Here is a 17,282-nt window from a genome sequence, read left to right on the forward strand (position 1 = left end):
GCTCTTATGAAAGTGTTGCCTTGCCTCATGGTCCTTGCCGCGGCCGCTCAAGCGTTCGGGTGCAGCTCGGACGACGACAAAGGTTCTCCCTACTCCACCCCAGGAACGGCGCAGCGACCCGCCACCGGCGGTTCGAGCGTGGAATCATGGTTGCAGACCGGTGCCTACAAATCGTGGCACTGCGAGAGCGCCATTCACCCGTCGCGAAGCCCTTCACCGCATGGGTACAACCGCATTTGTTCGAACGATGCCATTTCCGCGAATGCCACGGGAACGGGCAATTGGCCAGAAGGTGCTGCCGCCGTGAAAGAGCTTTACGACAGCGCCACCAGCACGAGCCCAAGTGGATATGCCGTTTACTTGAAGACGAGTGCGGACAGCGCGGGCGGTGCCAATTGGTATTGGTACGAGCGGCTTCCGGGGGATCAGATTTCGGCCGATGGTTTGGGCAATAGCGGCAGCGCAAAAAGCGTTTGCGTGGGCTGTCATGCCGCGGCCGGCGCGGATGCGGCCCACACACCGACGCCGGGTGGCCGCGATCAGGTTTACACGCCCGTGCCCTGAGGCTCGGTGAGAATGCGGGCGAGGGCCTCGGGGGATTGATTCTCCATGGCCAAGGCGCGCGCATCGGGGAACGCTTCGCGTGCAAGGTCGGCGAGGGCGTGCCCGGGGGGTAACTCGAGAAAGACGCGTGCGCCCAATTCATGGAGCACGCAGGTGGCGTCGTGCCAGCGCACGGGATGGGCGAGGTTCGTCGCCAGATCGTCGCGAATGGCATCGACGGTGCGGAGTGCGCGCCCACCCCGATTTCCGATGTAGGGGATGCGCGGTGGTGCGAGCGTCACCGCGTCGAAGGCCTGCGTGAGCTGCGCACCGGCATCTTGCTGCAGGATGCAATGCGAAGGGACGGCGATGTCGAGGCGGCGAAGGGTGCGTGCACCGGCCTTTCGTGCGGCGGCCATTGCAGCGTCGAGGGCGGCATCCGTGCCGGCAACGACGAGCTGCGTGGGGGCATTGATGTTGGCGAGGTAGACATCGTCGATGGGCTGAATCAGGCGGGCAACGTGCCGCTCGGTGAGGCCGGTGATCGCGGCCATGCCGTAGCCGCGCGGGTAGGTTCGTTCCATGCAGTATGCACGCAGATGGGCGAGGTGGAGGGCATCGCTGAACGCGAGGGCCCCGCACATGACGGCCGCGGCATAGCTTCCAATCGAGAGCCCGGCCACCGCGAAGGGGAGGGCTCCTTCCGCCGCCAAGGCACGGGCTCCGGCGACGCCGGCCACCAGCGTGGCGAGTTGCACGGTGACCGTCGAGTGCAATGCGTCGGTTGCATCGAGTTCGTCGAGCGATGCATTCAGCGCATGGCATGCTTCCTCGAGGGTGGCGGTGATGGCGGGGTGCGGCGGAAGCGCGTGCAAGAACCCGGGGCTCTGCGCGCCCTGTCCCGGAAAGAGAAAAGCGATGCTCATGGTGCCTGCCACGGGTCGGCGACGAGGCGGGCACCCTCCGTGGAGGTGCGGAGTAGGAGGCTTGCCGTGGAGGACGCAAGCTCGAGGAGCGCGATGGCGCCGGCCGGTGTCTCGATGCGCACGTCGACGGCGACGGGCTGTCGCGCGAGGTAGGCGACGAGGGCGCGCGCCTGCGATCGCGGGATGGGCACCTGCGCGCGCACCACGAGATCCAGATCGCTGCCCTCGCGTGCGGTGTCGACGCCGCTGGCGAGTTCGAACCCCACGCTTCCGGCGGGGCCCCAGCGCAGGCCGGTGTCGTCGAGCACCGGCGCGATGGCCTCCAGCGTCGACAGCGCCGGGACGCGTCCAAGGCGGTGGCTCGTGCGCCAGGTGCGGCACGCGGCGAGGTGCTCGGGGGTGATGCGCTCGAGAACGCGCTCCGCAGGGACGAAGGCCGCGAAGCGTTGATCGCGTGAGGTTCCGCGAATGCCTACGGCGATGTGCGAGGGGGGTGATGCCCCGCGGCGCACCACGACCCATGGCGCCCGACGAAGGGACGCCGCGACCCATGCGGGCACCTCGCCGCCGAGATCGCCCTCGATGCGGAGCAGATCGTGGACGGTGGCTACCCGTTCCATTGCAGGGCCATGAGGCGGCGCACTTCGAGGGACGCTGCCCGCGTTCGACGCGCTTGGGGGGAGGCGAGGCGGCTGCTCAAATCGGCGGGGCTCATTCGGGCGTCATGGACGGCCCGCACGAGCTCGTCTTTGACGCGCACCACGTCCGCGTTCGACGGAGCGTCGGCGTTCACACCGCCGAGGAGCGCGTGCAAGAGGCCCAGCTTTTCGTAGGCGCGAATCGAATACGACATGGGGAGCACTTCCTCGCCCAAGGTCTCGAGCTCCTTCACCGTGCGGCGTGTGACGCGGGCCGCCGCCTCTTTGCTCATCGCGTGCACGAGCACCTCGGGATCGTCCAAGGCGAGGATGCGGTTCGCCTGGTAGCCGTGCGCGAGAAAGGCCCCGGACATGGCGCGCCCCACGATCAGCGCGATGACTGGGTGGCCTGCCCTGCGCGCCTCCGCGTAGGCGGCCACGGCGCTGGCGCACGCGCGATGCAGCCCGAGGACTTCTTCCTCGCGGCCATAGGCTTGGCTCCTCACGTCGACGATGGCCACGATGGGCCGCTTCGCTTGCCCGATGATCGCGTGCACCTCCAGAGCCAGCGCACGCGCCTGCTCGATGCCGACCTCGCCGTGGCGCGCACGTGGAAATCGATTCGCCGGATCGGCCACCACCGCGATGAAGCGTGCCTGCTCGTCACCGAGCGGCGCATCGGCCGCCCAGATCGCCGCGGAGTGCCGCTGCTCGGGCGCCTGTCCGTCGGTCAGCGCGGTAAACCAGGTCGCGCCCCTCATGACCACGCTCCTCGAATGGCCTCGCGCACCGCGGTGAGGTCGTCCGGCACCAACGCGTCCACCAAGTGACCTCGATGCCGCGCCTCGCCGCCGAAAATGCTCCACACGAGCCGCGGGTTGCCCGCATCGAGTTCGTCGATGCCCGCCTCCTGCTCGATGACCTCGGGCCCGTTCATCCCCACCCGCCCTTGCCGCGTCATGATCAGGTGGCTGCACAGACCGGCGGCGAGCGACATGCCCCCGAAGCAGCCGACCATCCCCGCGATCACACCCACCACCGGCACGCGGGGTGTCAGCGCGGCAATGGCCGCGTGGATCTCCGCAATGACGGCGAGGCCCAGGTTGGCCTCCTGCAGCCGCACGCCGCCCGTCTCGAGCAAAAGGACGGGGTACGTCGTGCGGCCGTTCTCGCACTCCACGAGGGTGTGCTCGAGGGCGGCGGCGAGCTTGCTGCCCGAGACCTCGCCGATGCTTCCGCCCTGAAAGGCCCCCTCGATGGCGCCGATCATCACTGGCTTTCCGTCCATCGTTCCGCGCGCAATCACCACGCCGTCGTCCGCCTGCGGGACGATTCGTTGCATGGGCAACCATGGCGACATGATCCGATCGAAGGGCCCCAAGAGCTCGCGGAAGGTGCCGGGGTCGAGCAGACTCCGCACGCGTTCGCGGGCGCGTTTCTCGATGAAGCTTTCGGCGATCATGCGCGGCTCGCCTCCGCCGCCTGCTCGAGGCGGAGCAAGACGACCCCGGGGGTGGCGCCGAAGTCGTGAATTTCGATGCGCACCGCGGAAGTGTAGCGGGCGAAGAAGCGCTCCAGGACGTGCTTCCACACCTCGCCGTATCCGTCGACGCTGGTGAGCACGGTGACCTCGGAGTGGTCGTTCTCGCAAGGCTCGAACAGAATCTCGAGATCGCCCGAGCCGACGACGCCGACGTGCGCACGCACGCCGTCTTTGGGGCTCGCCGCGGGGTACTTGAACGTCAATGTTTCCATGCGGTGCACCGATCCAGAAAAAGTGTGGCCGCGAGCATGTCCGCCGCCCCACCGGGTGAAGCCTGCAACGCCACGAGCTCGGCATCGAGCGCGCGGAGGGCGCGTTGACCTTCGGGCCGCGAGGTGCCTCCGCCGTCGAGCACGCGCCGTGCGCCTGCTTTCGCGGTGTCCAGCGCACGCTGGCCGCCGCGGTGCAGAAGGCATGTGTCATCGATGTGCGCCATGATGGCCATCAGCGCATCGAGCCGCGCATTCGCCTCGGGCATGCCCCGCCCGCGCGCCGCGCCCAAGGCCGGCAGGCCGATTCGAACCGCGTGCGGAAAGCCATCGCGGGCCTCGCCGCGCGCCCCCGCCACGCCGAAGCGCGCGCAGGCCCGGGTGCCGTTGGAGCTGCGATGCGGTGCGAGTCGATCGGGAAAGCGCGCCACCGCGGCGGCCGTGTCGGCAATTCCATTCGCACCCGCCGCGGGTCCGCGCATCGCCGCGCCTGCGACGAGAAGGCCCACGATCCAGATGGCCCCGCGGTGCGAATTGCTTCCGCCCGTCGCGGCGAGCATGGACTCCTCGCCGCACCGCCCGATGTGGGCGAGCCGCTCGCGCAGCCGTTGACTCGGCGCCTGCCCCGAGGCTTCGCGCGCCAGCGCGTCGAACGTCGGACGCAGCGACGCCGCCGAGCGAAGCATGCGCGGCAGATCCAGATCGCGGTGCACGCCGCTGCTTCGCGCATCGACCAGCGCGGGCTTGGGCGTGAGCGTCGCCTCGTCCATCAGTGCCTGCACCGCGAATCGCGCGAGGGGCTCCATCGCTACCAGCTCCGAAAGCGCGCGGGCGGTGCATAGAGCCCGCCCGACCAGGTGACCAAGTCGTCGATGCTGCGCGCGGCGAGCAGCGAGCGCCGCGCATCGCTGCGCCGCACGCCGAGGTCCTCGGGGAAGGCCACCAGGCCCCGTGCCTGCAGCTGCGCGGTGCGCTTCGGATCTGCCCGCAGGCCGACGGCGGTGACACCCGCAATGGCCGAAAGCGCGGCCCGCCGCTCTTCTTGGCTGTCCGATTTGTACAGGTAGGCGATGCCCTCTTCGGTGACCACGTGGCTCACGTCGTCGCCGTAGATCATCACCGGCGCGATGGGCATGCCGCTCTTTTGCCCGAGCTCGACGGCATCCAGCGATTCGACGAAGGCCGGCACGCCGCCCTTGTGGAACGTCTCCGCGAGCTGCACCACCAGCTTGCGCCCGCGCACGATGGGCCCTTCGCCCGTGATCAATTGGAGCCACGCCGGGCTCGCATGCCGACGCCCGCGCGGATCGTGCCCCATGTTCGGCGCGCCGCCGAAGCCCGCGAGGCGGCCGCTCGTCACCGTCGACGAGTTGGCATCGGCATCCATCTGCAACGTGGAGCCGATGAAGAGGTCCACGCCGTATTGCCCGGCGAGCTGGCACAGCACACGGTTCGAGCGCAGGCTGCCGTCGCGCCCCGTGAAGAAGACGTCCGGCCGCGCGCGAACGTACTCCTCCATGCCGACTTCGCTGCCGAAGCAGTGCACGCTCTCCACCCAGCCGCTCTCGATGGCCGGAATGAGCGTCGGGTGCGGATTGAGCGCCCAATGCGTGCAAATGCTCCCGCGCAGCCCCAGCGATTCGCCGTAGGTGGGGAGCAAAAGCTCGATGGCCGCCGTATCGAACCCGATTCCATGGTTGAGCGAGGTGACCTTGTAGCGCTCGTAAATGCCGCGGATGACCATCATGGCCATCAGGATCTGCAGCTCGGTGATGTGCCGTGGATCGCGCGTGAACAAGGGCTCGACGGCGAAGGGCTTGTCGGCCACGACGATGAAGTCGACCCACGAACCGGGAATGTCCACGCGGGGCAGCTTTTCCACGCGCTCGTTGACCTGCGCGATGACGATGCCGTGCCGGAAGGCCGTGGCCTCCACGATGGTGGGCGTATCCTCGGTGTTGGCACCCGTGTACAGGTTGCCCTCGGTATCCGCCATTTCCGCGCACACCAGCGCGACCTGCGGCGTTAGATCGACGAACATGCGCGCGTAGAGCTCCACGTACGTGTGGATGGCTCCGATTTCCAGCTGCCCATCCTCCACCATTTGCGCCAGGCGGAGGCTCTGCGGTCCGGCGTAGGAGAAGTCCACCCGGCGCGCGATGCCCCGCTCGAACAAGGAAAGATGCTCGGGACGGGCGATGCTCGAGATGAGCAGATGCACGTCGTGCACGTGCGACGGGTCGACCTCGGCCAGGGCGCGCGACAGAAAGTCGGCCTGCTTCTGATTGTTCCCCTCCAAGGCCACGCGATCGCCCGGCGCAATCAACGTTTGCAACGTTTCCACGATGCGTTCGCGCGGAATTTCGCCGGCACCCCCGACGGCCGTCAGCCGGCGTTCCTTGTCGGCACGGCGCTTGGCCCACCGGCTCACGGGGCGCTCCGCTCGCGTAAAAAGGCCTCGAGCAGCTCGCCAGTGCTGAGCAGGTGCTTCGTGAGCAGCTCCTGAGCGCGTGCGACATTGCCCTTTCGGCACGCCTTGAAAAGCGCAGCGTGCTCGTCGTCCGATTGCTCCTTGTAGCTGGGCAATCCGAACTTGAGGCGCAAGTAGCGTTCGCCCCGCCGGTGGAGGTTCTCGATCATCTCCATCAAATGGGGGCGCTCGGCAGGGGCATAAAGGCTCATGTGGAAATGCTCGTTGTGGGCGACGTAGCGTGCCTCGGCCCGCTCGCTCGTGGCTTTCTCGAGCAGCGCGGCGGCCGCGGCCAATGTCTCCGGTGTGTGGCGTGGAATGGCCAGGCCGATGGCCAAGCTCTCCAACGCCGCGCGGATCTCGTAAATCTCTTTGGCCTCGTCCGCGCTCATGGGGCTCACTTGAACGCCTTTGTTGGGCGAAAACGTGATCCACCCCTCCGTCTCCAGCCGGCGCAAAGCCTCCCGCACCGGAATGGCGCTGACCTCGAAGTGCTTGGCCAGCGCATCTTGCCGCAAGGGCTCTCCGGGGGCGAGCCGCCCTTCGACGATGGCCCGGCGAAGTTCGTGTGCGATGGTCTGCGGGATGCTTGTGCGTACATCTTTCGCCGCAACGCGTTGAAGGCCGCTGCGTGATTTTTTGTCGTTCGAGGGCGAAACAGGGGACCGGCTCACGTGTACATTATATATAATATTCACTTCGGAGGTGTCGAGATGGACATGCAGGCCCAGGCCTTAAGCGCCGGTCAGAAACGCACGCCGCTCAATCGGTCGCAGATCGTGGGGTTCTGGGGGGCCTGGGGCGGGTGGACGCTCGACGGGATGGACTCGTTCATTTACGCGCTCGTGCTCGCCCCGGCGCTGACCGAGCTCTTGCCCAAATCCGGCTATGCGGCCACATCGGCCAACGTGGGGCTCGCCGGCTCCATCCTCTTTGCGCTCTTTCTCGTGGGCTGGGGCCTCTCGTTCATCTGGGGCCCGCTCGCGGACCGGTTCGGTCGCACCAAGGTGCTCGCGGGCACCATCTTCACCTTTGCCATCTTCACGGGGCTTTCGGCCACCGCGCAATCCGTTTGGGAGCTCGGCTTTTACCGCTTCGTCGCGGGCATCGGCATCGGTGGCGAATGGGCGCTGGCCGGCACCTACGTTGCAGAAGCATGGCCCGAAGATCGGCGCAAAATGGGTGCGGGCTACCTCCAGACCGGCTACTACGCGGGCTTCTTTCTCGCGGCGACGCTCAACTACACCATTGGCGCGCACTTCGGCTGGCGCGCCATGTTTCTCACCGGTGCGGTGCCCGTGGTCATGGCCATCGCCGTGCTCCTTCGCGTGAAGGAGCCGGAGAAATGGAAGGATCGCGAGAAGGCCCCGCGCAAAAGCCCGCTCGCCGAGATTTTCCGCGGCCACTACCGGCGCCGTACACTCGTGAACGCGGCGCTCCTCACCGTCGCCATCATCGGACTTTGGGCAGGCGCGGTCTACGAGCCGGCCGCCGTCACCCAGCTTGCGCTCAAGGCGGGGATGAACAAGGCCGACGCCGCACGCACGGCATCGCTCGCCACCGGCGTGTTGGCCATCGGGACGATCCTGGGCTGCCTTTCCCTGCCGCCCATGGCCGAGCGGATCGGGCGGAAAAAGACCCTCGGCTTCTACTTCATCGGCATGGCCGCGGCCATCGCACTGAGCTTCGGGTGGGCCTTCCACCTCGAGCAGGGGCTCTGGCCCTTCGTGGCGCTGCTGTTCTTGCTCGGCTTCTTTGGCGGCAACTTCGCCCTCTTCAGCCTATGGCTCCCCGAACAATATGGGACCGAGGTGCGCGCGACGGCGTTTGCCTTCTGCACCTCCGTGGGGCGCTTCATCGGCGCCGGTGTCAACTTCGCCCTGGGGGCCATGGTCCTTCACATGGGATCGCTGGGTACGCCCGTGGCGCTCACATCGCTGGCCTTCGTTTTGGGCTTGCTCATCATTCCTTTCGCCCTCGAGACGCACGGAAAGACGCTTCCGAGCTAGCCTCGGCGTGGACGATGCCGCGCAGGCGATCGCGCATCCAGCGCAGGGCCGGTTCGCGGTCGTCTTTGCCGTGCCACACCATGGTCACCGGATACGTTGCCATGGCAACGGGGGGCGCGGCCGTGGCGAGGCCGTAGGTGCGCGCCAGAATGGCCGCGGCCACGTGCGGGACCGTCGCGATGAGCGGCCGGCCCTTCACCAGCGCCGCCATCGATGCGAAGCCGGAAACCGTGGCGACGACGCGCCGCTGCTTTCCTTGCGTGCGCAGCGCCTCGTCGACCAGGCCCACGAGGTCGCCGGTGATGCTGGCCATCACGTGCGGCACCTCGAGGAACCGCTTCATGGTGAGCGGCCGTTCGACGTGGCGCGGATCGAAGATGGAGACGAACCGCTGTGCGTAAAGCTCCTCGGCCACCAGGGCGTGCGCCGGCTTGGGCAAGACGCCGATGGCGATGTTCGCCTCGCCGCGCTCGACCATGCTCGTGCCGGTGTACCAGTTGCTGGCCTGGACCACGACGACGATCCCGGGGGCGTTGCGGCGCACGTCGTCGAGAAGCCGCGGCAGGAGCCAGACATCGAGATCGTCGGCCAGGGCCAGGCGGACCGTGCGCGAGGCGGTTTTCGGATCGAACTCGCTCGCCTCGAACACCGCGCCGTGCACCAGCTCGAGGGCCTGCCGCACCAGCGGCTCGATGGCCACCGCACGCGCCGTGGGCTCGACCCCGGTGGCCACCTTGACGAAAAGGGCATCGTCCAAGAGAAGGCGAAGGCGCCCCAGGGCCATGCTCACCGCAGATTGGCCGACGAAGAGCCGTTTGGCAGCCCGCTTGACGCTTCGCTCGCGAAACACGGCAGCGAACACCACCAGCAAATTGAGATCGACCTGCCGCAGTTTGGCATAATCACGATGGTTGAACATCGTGATCAATCATATCAACTTCCGAGATGATGCGTTCGTACCTAAGTACAGGGCATGAACATCGGAATCCTTGGAGCAACGGGCAACATCGGACAGCGCATTGCCGCGGAGGCCCTTCGGCGCGGACATCGGATCACCGCCATCACCCGGGACGCCTCGAATTTCCGCGACCAGCCGAAGACGACGTGGAAGGTCGCCGACGTGCTCGACGCCGCCAGCATCGGGCGCGTGCTGGAAGATCTCGACGTGCTGGTGAGCACCTTCCAGCCTGGAAACGGCGCGCGCGATCTCGACGATGTGATCCGCCGATCGATTGCCCATCCCGGCGTGTACGCCAAGGCCGCGACGGCGATGCTGGAGGCCATCGCGGCAAGCGCGCGACCGTCGTTGCGCCTCCTCGTGGTGGGCGGGGCCGGGAGCTTGGAGCTGCGCCCCGGTCTGGCGTTGGTCGACTCGCCCGATGTTGGGCAGCGCCTGGACGAAATCGGAATACCGCGCGAGTACGAGGTGGCCGTTCGCGGGCATCGGGATGCGTTGAACGTGCTGCGTCTGTCCAACCGCAATTGGACGTACTTCAGCCCGGCCGAGCAGATTGGGCCCGGCGAGAGGACTGGGCGATTCCGGCTCGGCGAGAATCAACCGGTGCTCGACGCCGACGGGAAGAGCCGCATCTCCTACGAGGATTTCGCCGTAGCGTTGATCGATGAAGTGGAGATCCCCAAATACATCCAACGGCGATTGACGATTGGGTATTAGAACGAGAACGTGAGCCCGAGGCTCACCGGCGTGTCGTATCGCTCGTGGACCGTGTGAAAGGGAAGATCGAGGCGCGCGGAGCCGGCGACGCGGAATTGGTCTTTGCGGAAAACCTCGATGCCGAGTTCCACGTAGGCCGAAGGGCCGGTTTCGAGGGGCGCGTTGCGGGTCGAGAACCAGGACCAGCCGACGCCGGCCCCGAGCAAAGGGCTCATGCTGCCCGGAAAGGGGTAGTACCGCGGGCCGAAATAGATGGAGCTGAGTTGCGTCTCGCTCGCGTCGCTCGAGGGGAACGCGGCGCGGCCGCCGCCGCCGATGGCGAAACGCCGCAGGTGGTAACGCACGGACGCGTCGAACCCGAAGGCAAAGCCCTTCATGTTGGGGGTGACGCCGTAGGCCCCGACGGCCACGCGGACAGGGCTCCAGCGCTTTTTCTTGGGCGCCGCCTCGTTCACGAGCTGCGTGTCGTCGCGCGGTTCGATCTCACCGGGCTGTTGGGAAAGGACTGCGAGAAGCGAAGAAGCGAAGAGCCACGTCATGGTGACGCCACTACTTCGCAATGCGCGTGCCACGCGGCGCGTAAGGCATTTTGCGCCCTAGTGAAATGAGGACCTCAGTCGGTGTGCACGTGGCGCACGCTTTCGAGCCCGCGGTGTGGCGCGCGGGAAACTCCTGTTTCAGCGCGGCGCGGCTGGGGCCTGGCCCAGAGGCACGTTGTAACAGTAGACGATTTGCCAGCGGCCCTCGCGGCGCTCGAATACCTCGGTGACGCCCATGGATGCGACCATCTCCTGCGAATCGACGCGCAGGGTAGTATGGGTGATGCCCGTCACGATGCCGACGTCGCCGAACACGCGTGCCTCGAAACCGACTCCTTCGTTGGATACGACGATGGCGGGCGGCGAGCGCACCCAGTCGAGAAAGGCCTCGCGGTCGATGTCGGGCTCGCCCACGGTGCGGAAGATGGCTTCCGGCGCCAAGAAGGCCTCGAGCAACGCCGGCTCGGTGTTTCGAAAGGCGATGAGCCCGAGCTGCACGATTTCGAGCAGCTGGGCAACGTCGTCGGTGTTCATGGTTTCTCCCTGAAGAGCGCCCATAACGTACGGGGTGGATGCTACCATCCCGATGCCATGTCGTTTCGCTGGTTTTTCCTCGGTGCCTTGCTCGTGGCGTGCCACGCAAATCAGGAATCGACCCATGATGGGCGTAAGCAATCGGTCCTCGACATCCGAGACGCAGAGGCCACGTGCCCACCCATCGCGCTGAATGCGTCCCTGGACGATCTGGTTCACGCGATCGTGTCCAACATGGGATTGAAGGCCGGTGCTGGCTCCGACGCGTACGTGGTCCCAAGTCCGAGTGTCCGCGACGCGTTTGCGGCCTCCGTGGTTTCGACCTTGTCGGGCGACACGCACAAGGCGTGCGGTCTCCCCGCATCGTATCGCTCCTTCTCGCTCCACGATGGGGCGGAGGACATTCTCCTCGTCGCCGAGCTCGACGCCACCGGGCACCCCGCGCCGCAGTCGTTCTGGGGTACCTACGCATCGCGGAGACCCGCGCCCGGAACGCGCGCCTTGGTCGTCGAGGCACCGCATCCCTTGTTCGACAAGAACACACCGTACGAATCGCGCGCGGTCTTCTCCGAGGCGCGTGCCGAGTGGTTTCTCATGGCGGGGGCGCATCGATGCGCCAATGAGGGCAGCGCCGGCTGCGACGGCACGACCACGGCCTGCGGTGGCGACTCGGCGCCCTATCGCGAATCGGACACGGCCCATGCGACCACGTCGCCCTTCTTCGCCATTCACGCCGAGCTTTCCAGGAGCACCGACGCACCCTTTCTCCAATTGCACGGCAACGCACAGAGCTGCCCCGACGCCTTGATCAGCGACGCATCGGGCACCTACTCCGATGCGGGGGTGACCGCGCGCCTCGCCGCGGCCATCGAGGCGAGGGGGCCCTCGGTCGGCCGCTGCGGCCTGGGTTACCCGAAGACGGGTTGCAGCTTGTGCGGGACGGACAACGTCGAAGCGCGCATGACGGCCGGTTCGAGCCAGGCATGTACGGAGAAGGGAACGCAGTACGGCCGCCTCGTTCACCTCGAACAGCGCCCCGGCCTCCGGCAGATTCCCGACGGCGGCACCCCGGGCTACCAGCCCGTCGTCGATGCCGTCATAGCGACGTTCACGCCGCGTTAGGTGGCAATCCCGTCCAAGGCACCGAATGGGAATGAACGAGCTGCCACCGGCCGTCGCGGCGCACGAACACCTCCGTGAAGCCGTCGGCATCGATGACATCGCCGGCTTCGGTGCGCATGTGCGCACGCCGGATGCCCGTCACCACGCCGGTGTCACCGAACACGTGCACGTCGAACGCCTCGCCTTCCATCGAAACGATGGTTCCCTTGGACGCGCGCAACCATTCGATGAATTCCGCGCGTGTCATGTTGGGCATGCCGGGTACGCAAATGACGAAATCGGGTGCCAGGATCGCCTCCAGCAGCGCAGGCTCGGAGTTGCGCGCGGCGATGATCCCCAGACGCATCATCTCGAGGAGCTGTTCGTGGTCGTCGCTCATGCTTTCTTCCGCTTCTTCACTGGCCTCTTTACCTGCTTCGTTGCCCGCTTCTTCGCACGCGGTGGTGGCGTCTCCTCTTCGGACAGCCAGCCGTAGCGCTCGAGGTCAATCGTACCATCCCGATTGAAGCGTACGCCTTCCTTCTCCAGAATGGTCCGCTGCAATCCGGGATGTTCCCCGTCGGTCGAGATACCGCCGCGCCCGTTCACGACGCGCTGCCAGGGAATCGCCCCATCGGGGGCCGCCCGAATCGCCCACCCGACGCCGACCGGGGTGAGGCGCCGGTCGATCATCTGCGAAACCTGACCATAGGTGATGACTTTGCCACGCGGAATGCGCTGGAGGATCTCCCATACACGCTCGAAGGGCGGCGTCTCTTTGGCTGGCGTCTTGGGCATCGAACTCCATGCTTTACCATGAGGCGCCTTGACAATGTCAAGTCGACCCCGACCCGCTAACGACCGGTCTTCTCCAGCATCGCCGACACCACGTCGCGGTGCGCTCGGGTGGTGAAGCAATTCGGCTCCGCGAACTCCTCGGCCAGGATGGCGTGGGGCCAGGCCATGTCCTGAGCACCGCGGAGGAGAGGCTTCATCATGCGCACCACGTGCTCGGGAAGCGCCGCGATCTTGCGCACCCAGGCGAAGGCGGCTTCCTCCAGCGCCTCGGGCGGATGCACCGCATTGGCGAGTCCGAAGCGCACGGCATCGTCGCCGCCGAGGGGCTCGCCCGAGACGAAAAGCTCGAAGGCGCGCGCATGCCCGAGCCTGCGCGTCACCAGCCAGCTCATTCCCACCTCCGGCACCAGCCCGATGCGGCCAAACGCGGGCACCAGCCGTGCGCGCGACGAGACGAGAACCAGATCGCACGCGAGCGCGAAGGACAGCCCCACACCGGCCGCCGCCCCATCGACCGCCGCGACGAACGGCTTGTCCGACTGCGCGATGAGCCGCACGATGCCGCCGAACTGCGTGCGGATCCACCGCCACAGCGCCGTGGCCCCGTCGTTCGAATCGAGCAGCGGCCACGCGGTGTCGCGCATCAAGCGAAGATCGCCCCCCGCGGAAAAAGCACCGCTTGCGCCCGTGAGCACGATGGCCCGAACCGCGGGGTTGTTCACCAGCCGTTCGAGCTCGTCGCGCAGGCGCACCGTGAGAGGGCCCGATAGGGCATTGAGGCGCGCCGGATCGTTCATGCGGACGACGGCGCATCCCTCGAATGGATACGCGACGTTCACGAGATCGGCACCCGCCGCGCGAAAGTCCTCGATCATGGCGTCGTAGTGACTCATGGCAGTGTTCATTCGCTCTCCTCCGTCGTTCGTTTTCGCACCGACGCCCATGCGGCGTCGGCCAGCAGCACGCGGGCCCGTACCATCTCGGTCTTCGATTGGCCCTCCAGCCATTGACGCGCGTACGACGCTGCGGGCCCGATGATCAGCGCCGTGAAGACGTCCATGGGAAGCTTCTCCAATTCGCCCTTGGCCACGAAGCCGCGCGCGAGCTCGCGAACCATGGCGAAACTCTCGGAGTTGGCGCGCACGATGTCCGCTTCCACCGCGGCGATGGCCTCGGTGCGGCGGGCATCGAAAAGGAAGCGCGCCGACGGCGGATCGGCGTCCACCCACTCCAGGTAGTGCTCGACGATGCCGCGGATGAACGTGCGCGCCGTGCGATACCTTTTTACGCGCAACGCGAGATCGCGCTGGTAGCGAACGAGTCGATCGACGTAGAGCGCGCCCAGGATGGCGTCCTTGCTCGCGAAGAAGTGGTACACGCTGCCCGTGGTGGCGCCCGCGCGCTCGCGAATGTCCGCGATGGTGGTCGCCCCGATGCCGCGTTCGACGAAGCAGGCCAGGGCTGCATCGAGAATCTCGGATCGTCTGTCCCGGCCCGGCGGCATGACTAGAACGTTGTTCTAGAATATTGTTCTAGTCAAGGGCGCAGGAGTCGCACAATGTGCACCATGGATGGGCGGTCCCGGCGGCGATGGCGGATGGCACTGGCCAGGGTGGGGGCGGGAAGGTAGACTGGGAAGCTGAGCCTGCCCTGATGAAAAGTCGCATCTTTTTCCTCGCCCTCGTTGCCACCATCATCGGAATCTTCCTCCTGGCGCTGCACCAGCGGAGGTTCGAGGCGGCGTCGTCCGGCGGAGAGAAGGTGAAGCTGCTCGCCGTGTCCAAGCAGGTCGAGCGCGGGACCGTCATCGTCGACGACATGCTCACCGTGCGCGAGGTGCCCATGGCCTACGTCGAAGATCGGGCCATCAAAGAGGCGGAGCGCGGGAAGGTCGTCGGTCTGCGCGTCATCAACTTGATGCGCGAAAACGAGACCCTCATGTGGACCGACCTGACGTCGGGCGAGGAGCAGCAGCCCCTCAGCAGTGCGATCCAGCCGGGCAGCCGCGCGCTCACCATCCGCACCTCGCGCGAAGATTCGAATACGCCGCTGATTCGGCCTGGCGACTACGTCGACGTTCTGAGCGTCATGCCGGATGGCCGTCCCGAGAGGGGCGGGCAGGGCGAGAGCCGCTCGTCGGTGGTGCTTTTGCAGCGCGTCCTCGTGCTCGCGTCGGGGCTGAACATCTCGACCCAGGACGTGATGGATCCCGCGGGGACGAACGTGAACATGGACAAGGCGGAGAGCACGTTGCTCACCCTGAGCGTGACCCTGCAAGAGGCGCAAGTCCTGACCTTGGCGGCGGAGAAGGGGCACCTCTCGGTCGTCGTCCGGGCCAAGGGGGATTCGCGTACGGTTTCGAACATCAGCGAGATCCCCTCGGACGAGCTTTGGGACGTGAAGCTTCGGGCCGCGCGGGCCATGCGCCCCAGCGTTTTCCAGGGCCCGATCCCTCCGTCGCGCAACTGAATCAAGGCTGATGCCCGACTGCCTCGTCAACGGTGTGCGCCTCCATTTCGAGGAGCATGGCCAAGGTCAGGAAGGGCGGGCGCCCATCCTCTGCATCCATGGCATGTCCACGTCCGCCCTCGTGTGGGGACCGTCGGTGGCCAAGGTTGCTGCCCTGGGGCGCACCATCGTTTACGACCGACGTGGCTGCACGCGCAGTGAGCGCCCGCAGCCGTATGCGACGAACATCACGCAGCAGGCCGACGATGCCGCCGCGCTGCTGCGCGCGCTCGACGCCGCCCCGGCGGTGGTCATCGGACGGAGCTACGGTGGCGAGGTGGCGCTGGCCTTGGCGCTGCGCCATCCGGAAACGGTGCGCGCGCTGGTCCTGCTCGAGGCAGGCCTGGTGAACCTCGTTCCCGAGGCGAAGGCCTGGGCCGAAGGCGTCATGGCGCGCACGCTCGCGGCCGCCGAGGGCGAGCCGTCCGATGCGGCGAAGGCTCTGGTGCACGAGATCCTCGGAGAGGGCGCCTGGGAGAAGTTGCCCCCGCCACTCCAAAGCATGTTCGCGGCCAACAGCGCGGCGGTGGTGGCGGAGATGCGCGGTGGCTTCCTCGAGGCGGAGCCTGAGGCGCTGTCGAAGCTGGGCATCCCGTTGCTGCTCGTCGCATCCGCCGAGTCACCGCCGGCGTTTCGTCACGTGGTGGCGGCGATGGGTGCAGCCATCCCCATGGCGCGCACGGCCCTGGTGCCTGGCGGGCACATGATCGACTTGGCGGAGCCCGCGGTCCTCGAGTTCGTGGCAACCGTGGTTCGAGAGCCGAATCCGTAGCTTTCGAAATTCGGCGCGGTTTCGAAATTCGGAAGGGGGAGGTGAAATTAAGCGGGGACCCTCGGCGAAAGGGGAATGCTCGAGCACGCGACCCTAGTGCGCGCCGTGCACGGGCTGACCTCCAAGGAGACCGCGATGAATAGATGGCTCTGGACCATGACGGTTGCCGGAACGATGAGTACTGCGCTGGCGTGCGCAGGTGGGGAGACCGTGACGGCCGCTCCCGCGAAAGCGGGTGGAGCGCCGGCGGGAGCCCCGGTAACCGTATCGAGCGCCAGCGGGGATTTTCAATTCGAGAAAGCGATCATTCCGCCGAAATCGCTCGAAATCAAAGGCATCAATGGCAACTTGAAAATACTGGGAACGACGTCGGGCACTGCCGAGGTGCGCGGAACGAAGCGCGCAAACGGCAAAGGAGACCTGGCAAGTCAACGCGTCGTTGCCACGGAGCATTCGGGGGGAGTGGTGATTTGTACCCTGTTTGCAAATCAGCCCGACGACGATTGCAAACCGGGTGACGCGGGGCACATCGGCCACCGGGGCGATGAGGGCAAAGACGATGGCGATTTGGCCATCGACTTCGAGGTGCGCGTTCCCGCGGGTGTTTCATTGAACGCGACCACGATGAACGGGAACATCGACGCGAAAGACCTGCGCAGCTCGCTGCGTGTTCACACGATGAACGGGAATCTCGATGTGGCAACCACGGGCCGCCTCGTGGCCAAAACGATGAACGGCCGCATCGTGGCGCCGCTCTCCAGTTCACTCACCGTCCCCGTGCAACTCGAAACGATGAACGGATCCATCGAACTCCGCGCCCCCGGCGACGCGAGCTTCGAACTCTCCGCCTCCACGATGAGCGGCCATATCCAATCGGACTTCCCCCTCCCGGCGCCGGCCGGCCCGCCTGGCATCCCCGAGAGCATCTCCGCCAAAATCGGCCGCGGCGGCGCTCGAGTCGCCCTTAAAACGATGAACGGCAACATCAACGTCAAGCGATCGAACTAACTATTTGGC

General features: G+C 66.6%; 22 protein-coding genes. 7 read left to right on the forward strand and 15 right to left on the reverse strand.

Translation table 11 applies throughout. The features are described 5' to 3' along the window. Positions 1-6 precede the first annotated feature (6 nt). Positions 7-564 carry a cytochrome P460 family protein gene (locus tag LVJ94_13565; protein WXB08259.1) on the forward strand — a complete coding sequence of 186 codons (558 nt, stop codon included), beginning with the start codon at positions 7-9 and terminating at the stop codon, positions 562-564. Here LVJ94_13565 and mdcH read toward each other — a convergent pair. Genes mdcH through LVJ94_13605 form a run of 8 tightly spaced genes read right to left on the reverse strand, consistent with a single transcriptional unit; the run spans position 546 to position 7,003 of the window. Beyond that, positions 546-1,469 carry a malonate decarboxylase subunit epsilon gene (mdcH, locus tag LVJ94_13570; protein ID WXB08260.1) on the reverse strand — a complete coding sequence of 308 codons (924 nt, stop codon included), beginning with the start codon at positions 1,467-1,469 and terminating at the stop codon, positions 546-548. The two genes, LVJ94_13565 and mdcH, sit on opposite strands and share 19 nt — an antisense overlap. Then, positions 1,466-2,089 carry a malonate decarboxylase holo-ACP synthase gene (locus LVJ94_13575; GenBank protein WXB08261.1) on the reverse strand — a complete coding sequence of 208 codons (624 nt, stop codon included), beginning with the start codon at positions 2,087-2,089 and terminating at the stop codon, positions 1,466-1,468. The genes mdcH and LVJ94_13575 overlap by 4 nt, the downstream gene beginning before the upstream one ends. Beyond that, complete coding sequence (mdcE, locus tag LVJ94_13580) at positions 2,077-2,868, reverse strand: biotin-independent malonate decarboxylase subunit gamma (protein WXB08262.1); 792 nt, start codon at positions 2,866-2,868, stop codon at positions 2,077-2,079. The genes LVJ94_13575 and mdcE overlap by 13 nt, the downstream gene beginning before the upstream one ends. Continuing rightward, complete coding sequence (locus tag LVJ94_13585; protein WXB08263.1) at positions 2,865-3,569, reverse strand: biotin-independent malonate decarboxylase subunit beta; 705 nt, start codon at positions 3,567-3,569, stop codon at positions 2,865-2,867. Before LVJ94_13585 ends, mdcE begins: the two co-directional genes overlap by 4 nt. Beyond that, complete coding sequence (locus LVJ94_13590; protein WXB08264.1) at positions 3,566-3,862, reverse strand: malonate decarboxylase subunit delta; 297 nt, start codon at positions 3,860-3,862, stop codon at positions 3,566-3,568. The genes LVJ94_13585 and LVJ94_13590 overlap by 4 nt, the downstream gene beginning before the upstream one ends. Further along, the gene (locus LVJ94_13595) at positions 3,850-4,665 is read right to left on the reverse strand and encodes a triphosphoribosyl-dephospho-CoA synthase (GenBank protein ID WXB08265.1); all 816 of its coding nucleotides are present in this window, start codon (positions 4,663-4,665) and stop codon (positions 3,850-3,852) included. Before LVJ94_13595 ends, LVJ94_13590 begins: the two co-directional genes overlap by 13 nt. Positions 4,666-4,667: 2 nt before the next feature. Beyond that, positions 4,668-6,290: a malonate decarboxylase subunit alpha gene (gene mdcA / locus LVJ94_13600; GenBank protein ID WXB08266.1), complete on the reverse strand. Its 1,623-nt coding sequence runs from the start codon at positions 6,288-6,290 to the stop codon at positions 4,668-4,670. Beyond that, complete coding sequence (locus tag LVJ94_13605; protein WXB08267.1) at positions 6,287-7,003, reverse strand: GntR family transcriptional regulator; 717 nt, start codon at positions 7,001-7,003, stop codon at positions 6,287-6,289. Before LVJ94_13605 ends, mdcA begins: the two co-directional genes overlap by 4 nt. Positions 7,004-7,042: 39 nt before the next feature. Here LVJ94_13605 and LVJ94_13610 point away from each other — a divergent pair, with 39 nt between their 5' ends. Then, complete coding sequence (locus tag LVJ94_13610) at positions 7,043-8,338, forward strand: MFS transporter (protein WXB08268.1); 1,296 nt, start codon at positions 7,043-7,045, stop codon at positions 8,336-8,338. Here the strand turns inward: LVJ94_13610 and LVJ94_13615 are convergent. Continuing rightward, a complete protein-coding gene (locus LVJ94_13615; protein WXB08269.1) occupies positions 8,292-9,257 on the reverse strand; it encodes a LysR family transcriptional regulator in 966 nt (321 codons plus the stop codon). The genes LVJ94_13610 and LVJ94_13615 overlap by 47 nt on opposite strands. A 54-nt stretch (positions 9,258-9,311) precedes the next feature. Here LVJ94_13615 and LVJ94_13620 point away from each other — a divergent pair, with 54 nt between their 5' ends. Beyond that, positions 9,312-10,013, forward strand: coding sequence for an NAD(P)H-binding protein (locus tag LVJ94_13620; GenBank protein ID WXB08270.1), 702 nt, complete (start codon positions 9,312-9,314; stop codon positions 10,011-10,013). Here the strand turns inward: LVJ94_13620 and LVJ94_13625 are convergent. Together LVJ94_13625 and LVJ94_13630 are read right to left on the reverse strand one after the other, a co-directional pair. Continuing rightward, positions 10,010-10,552 carry a hypothetical protein gene (locus LVJ94_13625; protein ID WXB08271.1) on the reverse strand — a complete coding sequence of 181 codons (543 nt, stop codon included), beginning with the start codon at positions 10,550-10,552 and terminating at the stop codon, positions 10,010-10,012. The genes LVJ94_13620 and LVJ94_13625 overlap by 4 nt on opposite strands. A 138-nt stretch (positions 10,553-10,690) precedes the next feature. Continuing rightward, positions 10,691-11,086: a nuclear transport factor 2 family protein gene (locus tag LVJ94_13630; GenBank protein WXB08272.1), complete on the reverse strand. Its 396-nt coding sequence runs from the start codon at positions 11,084-11,086 to the stop codon at positions 10,691-10,693. A 57-nt stretch (positions 11,087-11,143) separates the two neighbouring features. Here LVJ94_13630 and LVJ94_13635 point away from each other — a divergent pair, with 57 nt between their 5' ends. Beyond that, complete coding sequence (locus LVJ94_13635) at positions 11,144-12,208, forward strand: hypothetical protein (GenBank protein WXB08273.1); 1,065 nt, start codon at positions 11,144-11,146, stop codon at positions 12,206-12,208. Here the strand turns inward: LVJ94_13635 and LVJ94_13640 are convergent. From LVJ94_13640 to LVJ94_13655, 4 genes are read right to left on the reverse strand one after another with little or no spacing between them, the layout of a single operon-like run. After that, positions 12,195-12,587: a nuclear transport factor 2 family protein gene (locus LVJ94_13640; GenBank protein ID WXB08274.1), complete on the reverse strand. Its 393-nt coding sequence runs from the start codon at positions 12,585-12,587 to the stop codon at positions 12,195-12,197. The genes LVJ94_13635 and LVJ94_13640 overlap by 14 nt on opposite strands. Continuing rightward, complete coding sequence (locus tag LVJ94_13645; protein WXB08275.1) at positions 12,584-12,985, reverse strand: MGMT family protein; 402 nt, start codon at positions 12,983-12,985, stop codon at positions 12,584-12,586. Before LVJ94_13645 ends, LVJ94_13640 begins: the two co-directional genes overlap by 4 nt. Before the next feature lie 56 nt (positions 12,986-13,041). Beyond that, positions 13,042-13,890: an enoyl-CoA hydratase-related protein gene (locus LVJ94_13650; protein ID WXB08276.1), complete on the reverse strand. Its 849-nt coding sequence runs from the start codon at positions 13,888-13,890 to the stop codon at positions 13,042-13,044. Further along, positions 13,887-14,489 (reverse strand): TetR/AcrR family transcriptional regulator, encoded by a 603-nt coding sequence (locus LVJ94_13655; protein ID WXB08277.1) that lies wholly within the window; start codon positions 14,487-14,489, stop codon positions 13,887-13,889. Before LVJ94_13655 ends, LVJ94_13650 begins: the two co-directional genes overlap by 4 nt. Positions 14,490-14,638: 149 nt before the next feature. Between LVJ94_13655 and cpaB the strand changes: the two genes are divergently transcribed. The 3 genes from cpaB (at position 14,639) to LVJ94_13670 (ending at position 17,273) form a co-directional block, all read left to right on the forward strand. Continuing rightward, positions 14,639-15,454 carry a Flp pilus assembly protein CpaB gene (gene cpaB / locus LVJ94_13660; protein ID WXB08278.1) on the forward strand — a complete coding sequence of 272 codons (816 nt, stop codon included), beginning with the start codon at positions 14,639-14,641 and terminating at the stop codon, positions 15,452-15,454. 10 nt (positions 15,455-15,464) lie between these two features. Then, complete coding sequence (locus LVJ94_13665; GenBank protein ID WXB08279.1) at positions 15,465-16,265, forward strand: alpha/beta hydrolase; 801 nt, start codon at positions 15,465-15,467, stop codon at positions 16,263-16,265. Positions 16,266-16,400: 135 nt separating this feature from the next. Beyond that, a complete protein-coding gene (locus tag LVJ94_13670) occupies positions 16,401-17,273 on the forward strand; it encodes a DUF4097 domain-containing protein (GenBank protein WXB08280.1) in 873 nt (290 codons plus the stop codon). Positions 17,274-17,282: the final 9 nt, after the last annotated feature.

It is taken from the genome of Sorangiineae bacterium MSr11367 (assembly GCA_037157805.1).
Classification (GTDB): domain Bacteria; phylum Myxococcota_A; class Polyangia; order Polyangiales; family Polyangiaceae; genus Pendulispora; species Pendulispora rubella.

Excerpts from the sequence above, each read along its gene's own strand:
- LVJ94_13630 (WXB08272.1), bottom strand. The coding sequence starts at position 11,086 with ATGAACACCGACGACGTTGCCCAGCTGCTCGAAATCGTGCAGCTCGGG.
- LVJ94_13620 (WXB08270.1), top strand. The coding sequence starts at position 9,312 with ATGAACATCGGAATCCTTGGAGCAACGGGCAACATCGGACAGCGCATT.
- LVJ94_13665 (WXB08279.1), top strand. The coding sequence starts at position 15,465 with ATGCCCGACTGCCTCGTCAACGGTGTGCGCCTCCATTTCGAGGAGCAT.
- LVJ94_13645 (WXB08275.1), bottom strand. The coding sequence starts at position 12,985 with ATGCCCAAGACGCCAGCCAAAGAGACGCCGCCCTTCGAGCGTGTATGG.
- LVJ94_13585 (WXB08263.1), bottom strand. The coding sequence starts at position 3,569 with ATGATCGCCGAAAGCTTCATCGAGAAACGCGCCCGCGAACGCGTGCGG.
- LVJ94_13610 (WXB08268.1), top strand. The coding sequence starts at position 7,043 with ATGGACATGCAGGCCCAGGCCTTAAGCGCCGGTCAGAAACGCACGCCG.
- LVJ94_13640 (WXB08274.1), bottom strand. The coding sequence starts at position 12,587 with ATGAGCGACGACCACGAACAGCTCCTCGAGATGATGCGTCTGGGGATC.
- mdcH (WXB08260.1), bottom strand. The coding sequence starts at position 1,469 with ATGAGCATCGCTTTTCTCTTTCCGGGACAGGGCGCGCAGAGCCCCGGG.
- mdcE (WXB08262.1), bottom strand. The coding sequence starts at position 2,868 with ATGAGGGGCGCGACCTGGTTTACCGCGCTGACCGACGGACAGGCGCCC.
- LVJ94_13575 (WXB08261.1), bottom strand. The coding sequence starts at position 2,089 with ATGGAACGGGTAGCCACCGTCCACGATCTGCTCCGCATCGAGGGCGAT.
- LVJ94_13655 (WXB08277.1), bottom strand. The coding sequence starts at position 14,489 with ATGCCGCCGGGCCGGGACAGACGATCCGAGATTCTCGATGCAGCCCTG.
- LVJ94_13650 (WXB08276.1), bottom strand. The coding sequence starts at position 13,890 with ATGAACACTGCCATGAGTCACTACGACGCCATGATCGAGGACTTTCGC.
- LVJ94_13625 (WXB08271.1), bottom strand. The coding sequence starts at position 10,552 with ATGACGTGGCTCTTCGCTTCTTCGCTTCTCGCAGTCCTTTCCCAACAG.
- LVJ94_13615 (WXB08269.1), bottom strand. The coding sequence starts at position 9,257 with ATGTTCAACCATCGTGATTATGCCAAACTGCGGCAGGTCGATCTCAAT.
- cpaB (WXB08278.1), top strand. The coding sequence starts at position 14,639 with ATGAAAAGTCGCATCTTTTTCCTCGCCCTCGTTGCCACCATCATCGGA.
- LVJ94_13670 (WXB08280.1), top strand. The coding sequence starts at position 16,401 with ATGAATAGATGGCTCTGGACCATGACGGTTGCCGGAACGATGAGTACT.
- LVJ94_13565 (WXB08259.1), top strand. The coding sequence starts at position 7 with ATGAAAGTGTTGCCTTGCCTCATGGTCCTTGCCGCGGCCGCTCAAGCG.
- LVJ94_13595 (WXB08265.1), bottom strand. The coding sequence starts at position 4,665 with ATGGAGCCCCTCGCGCGATTCGCGGTGCAGGCACTGATGGACGAGGCG.
- LVJ94_13590 (WXB08264.1), bottom strand. The coding sequence starts at position 3,862 with ATGGAAACATTGACGTTCAAGTACCCCGCGGCGAGCCCCAAAGACGGC.
- LVJ94_13635 (WXB08273.1), top strand. The coding sequence starts at position 11,144 with ATGTCGTTTCGCTGGTTTTTCCTCGGTGCCTTGCTCGTGGCGTGCCAC.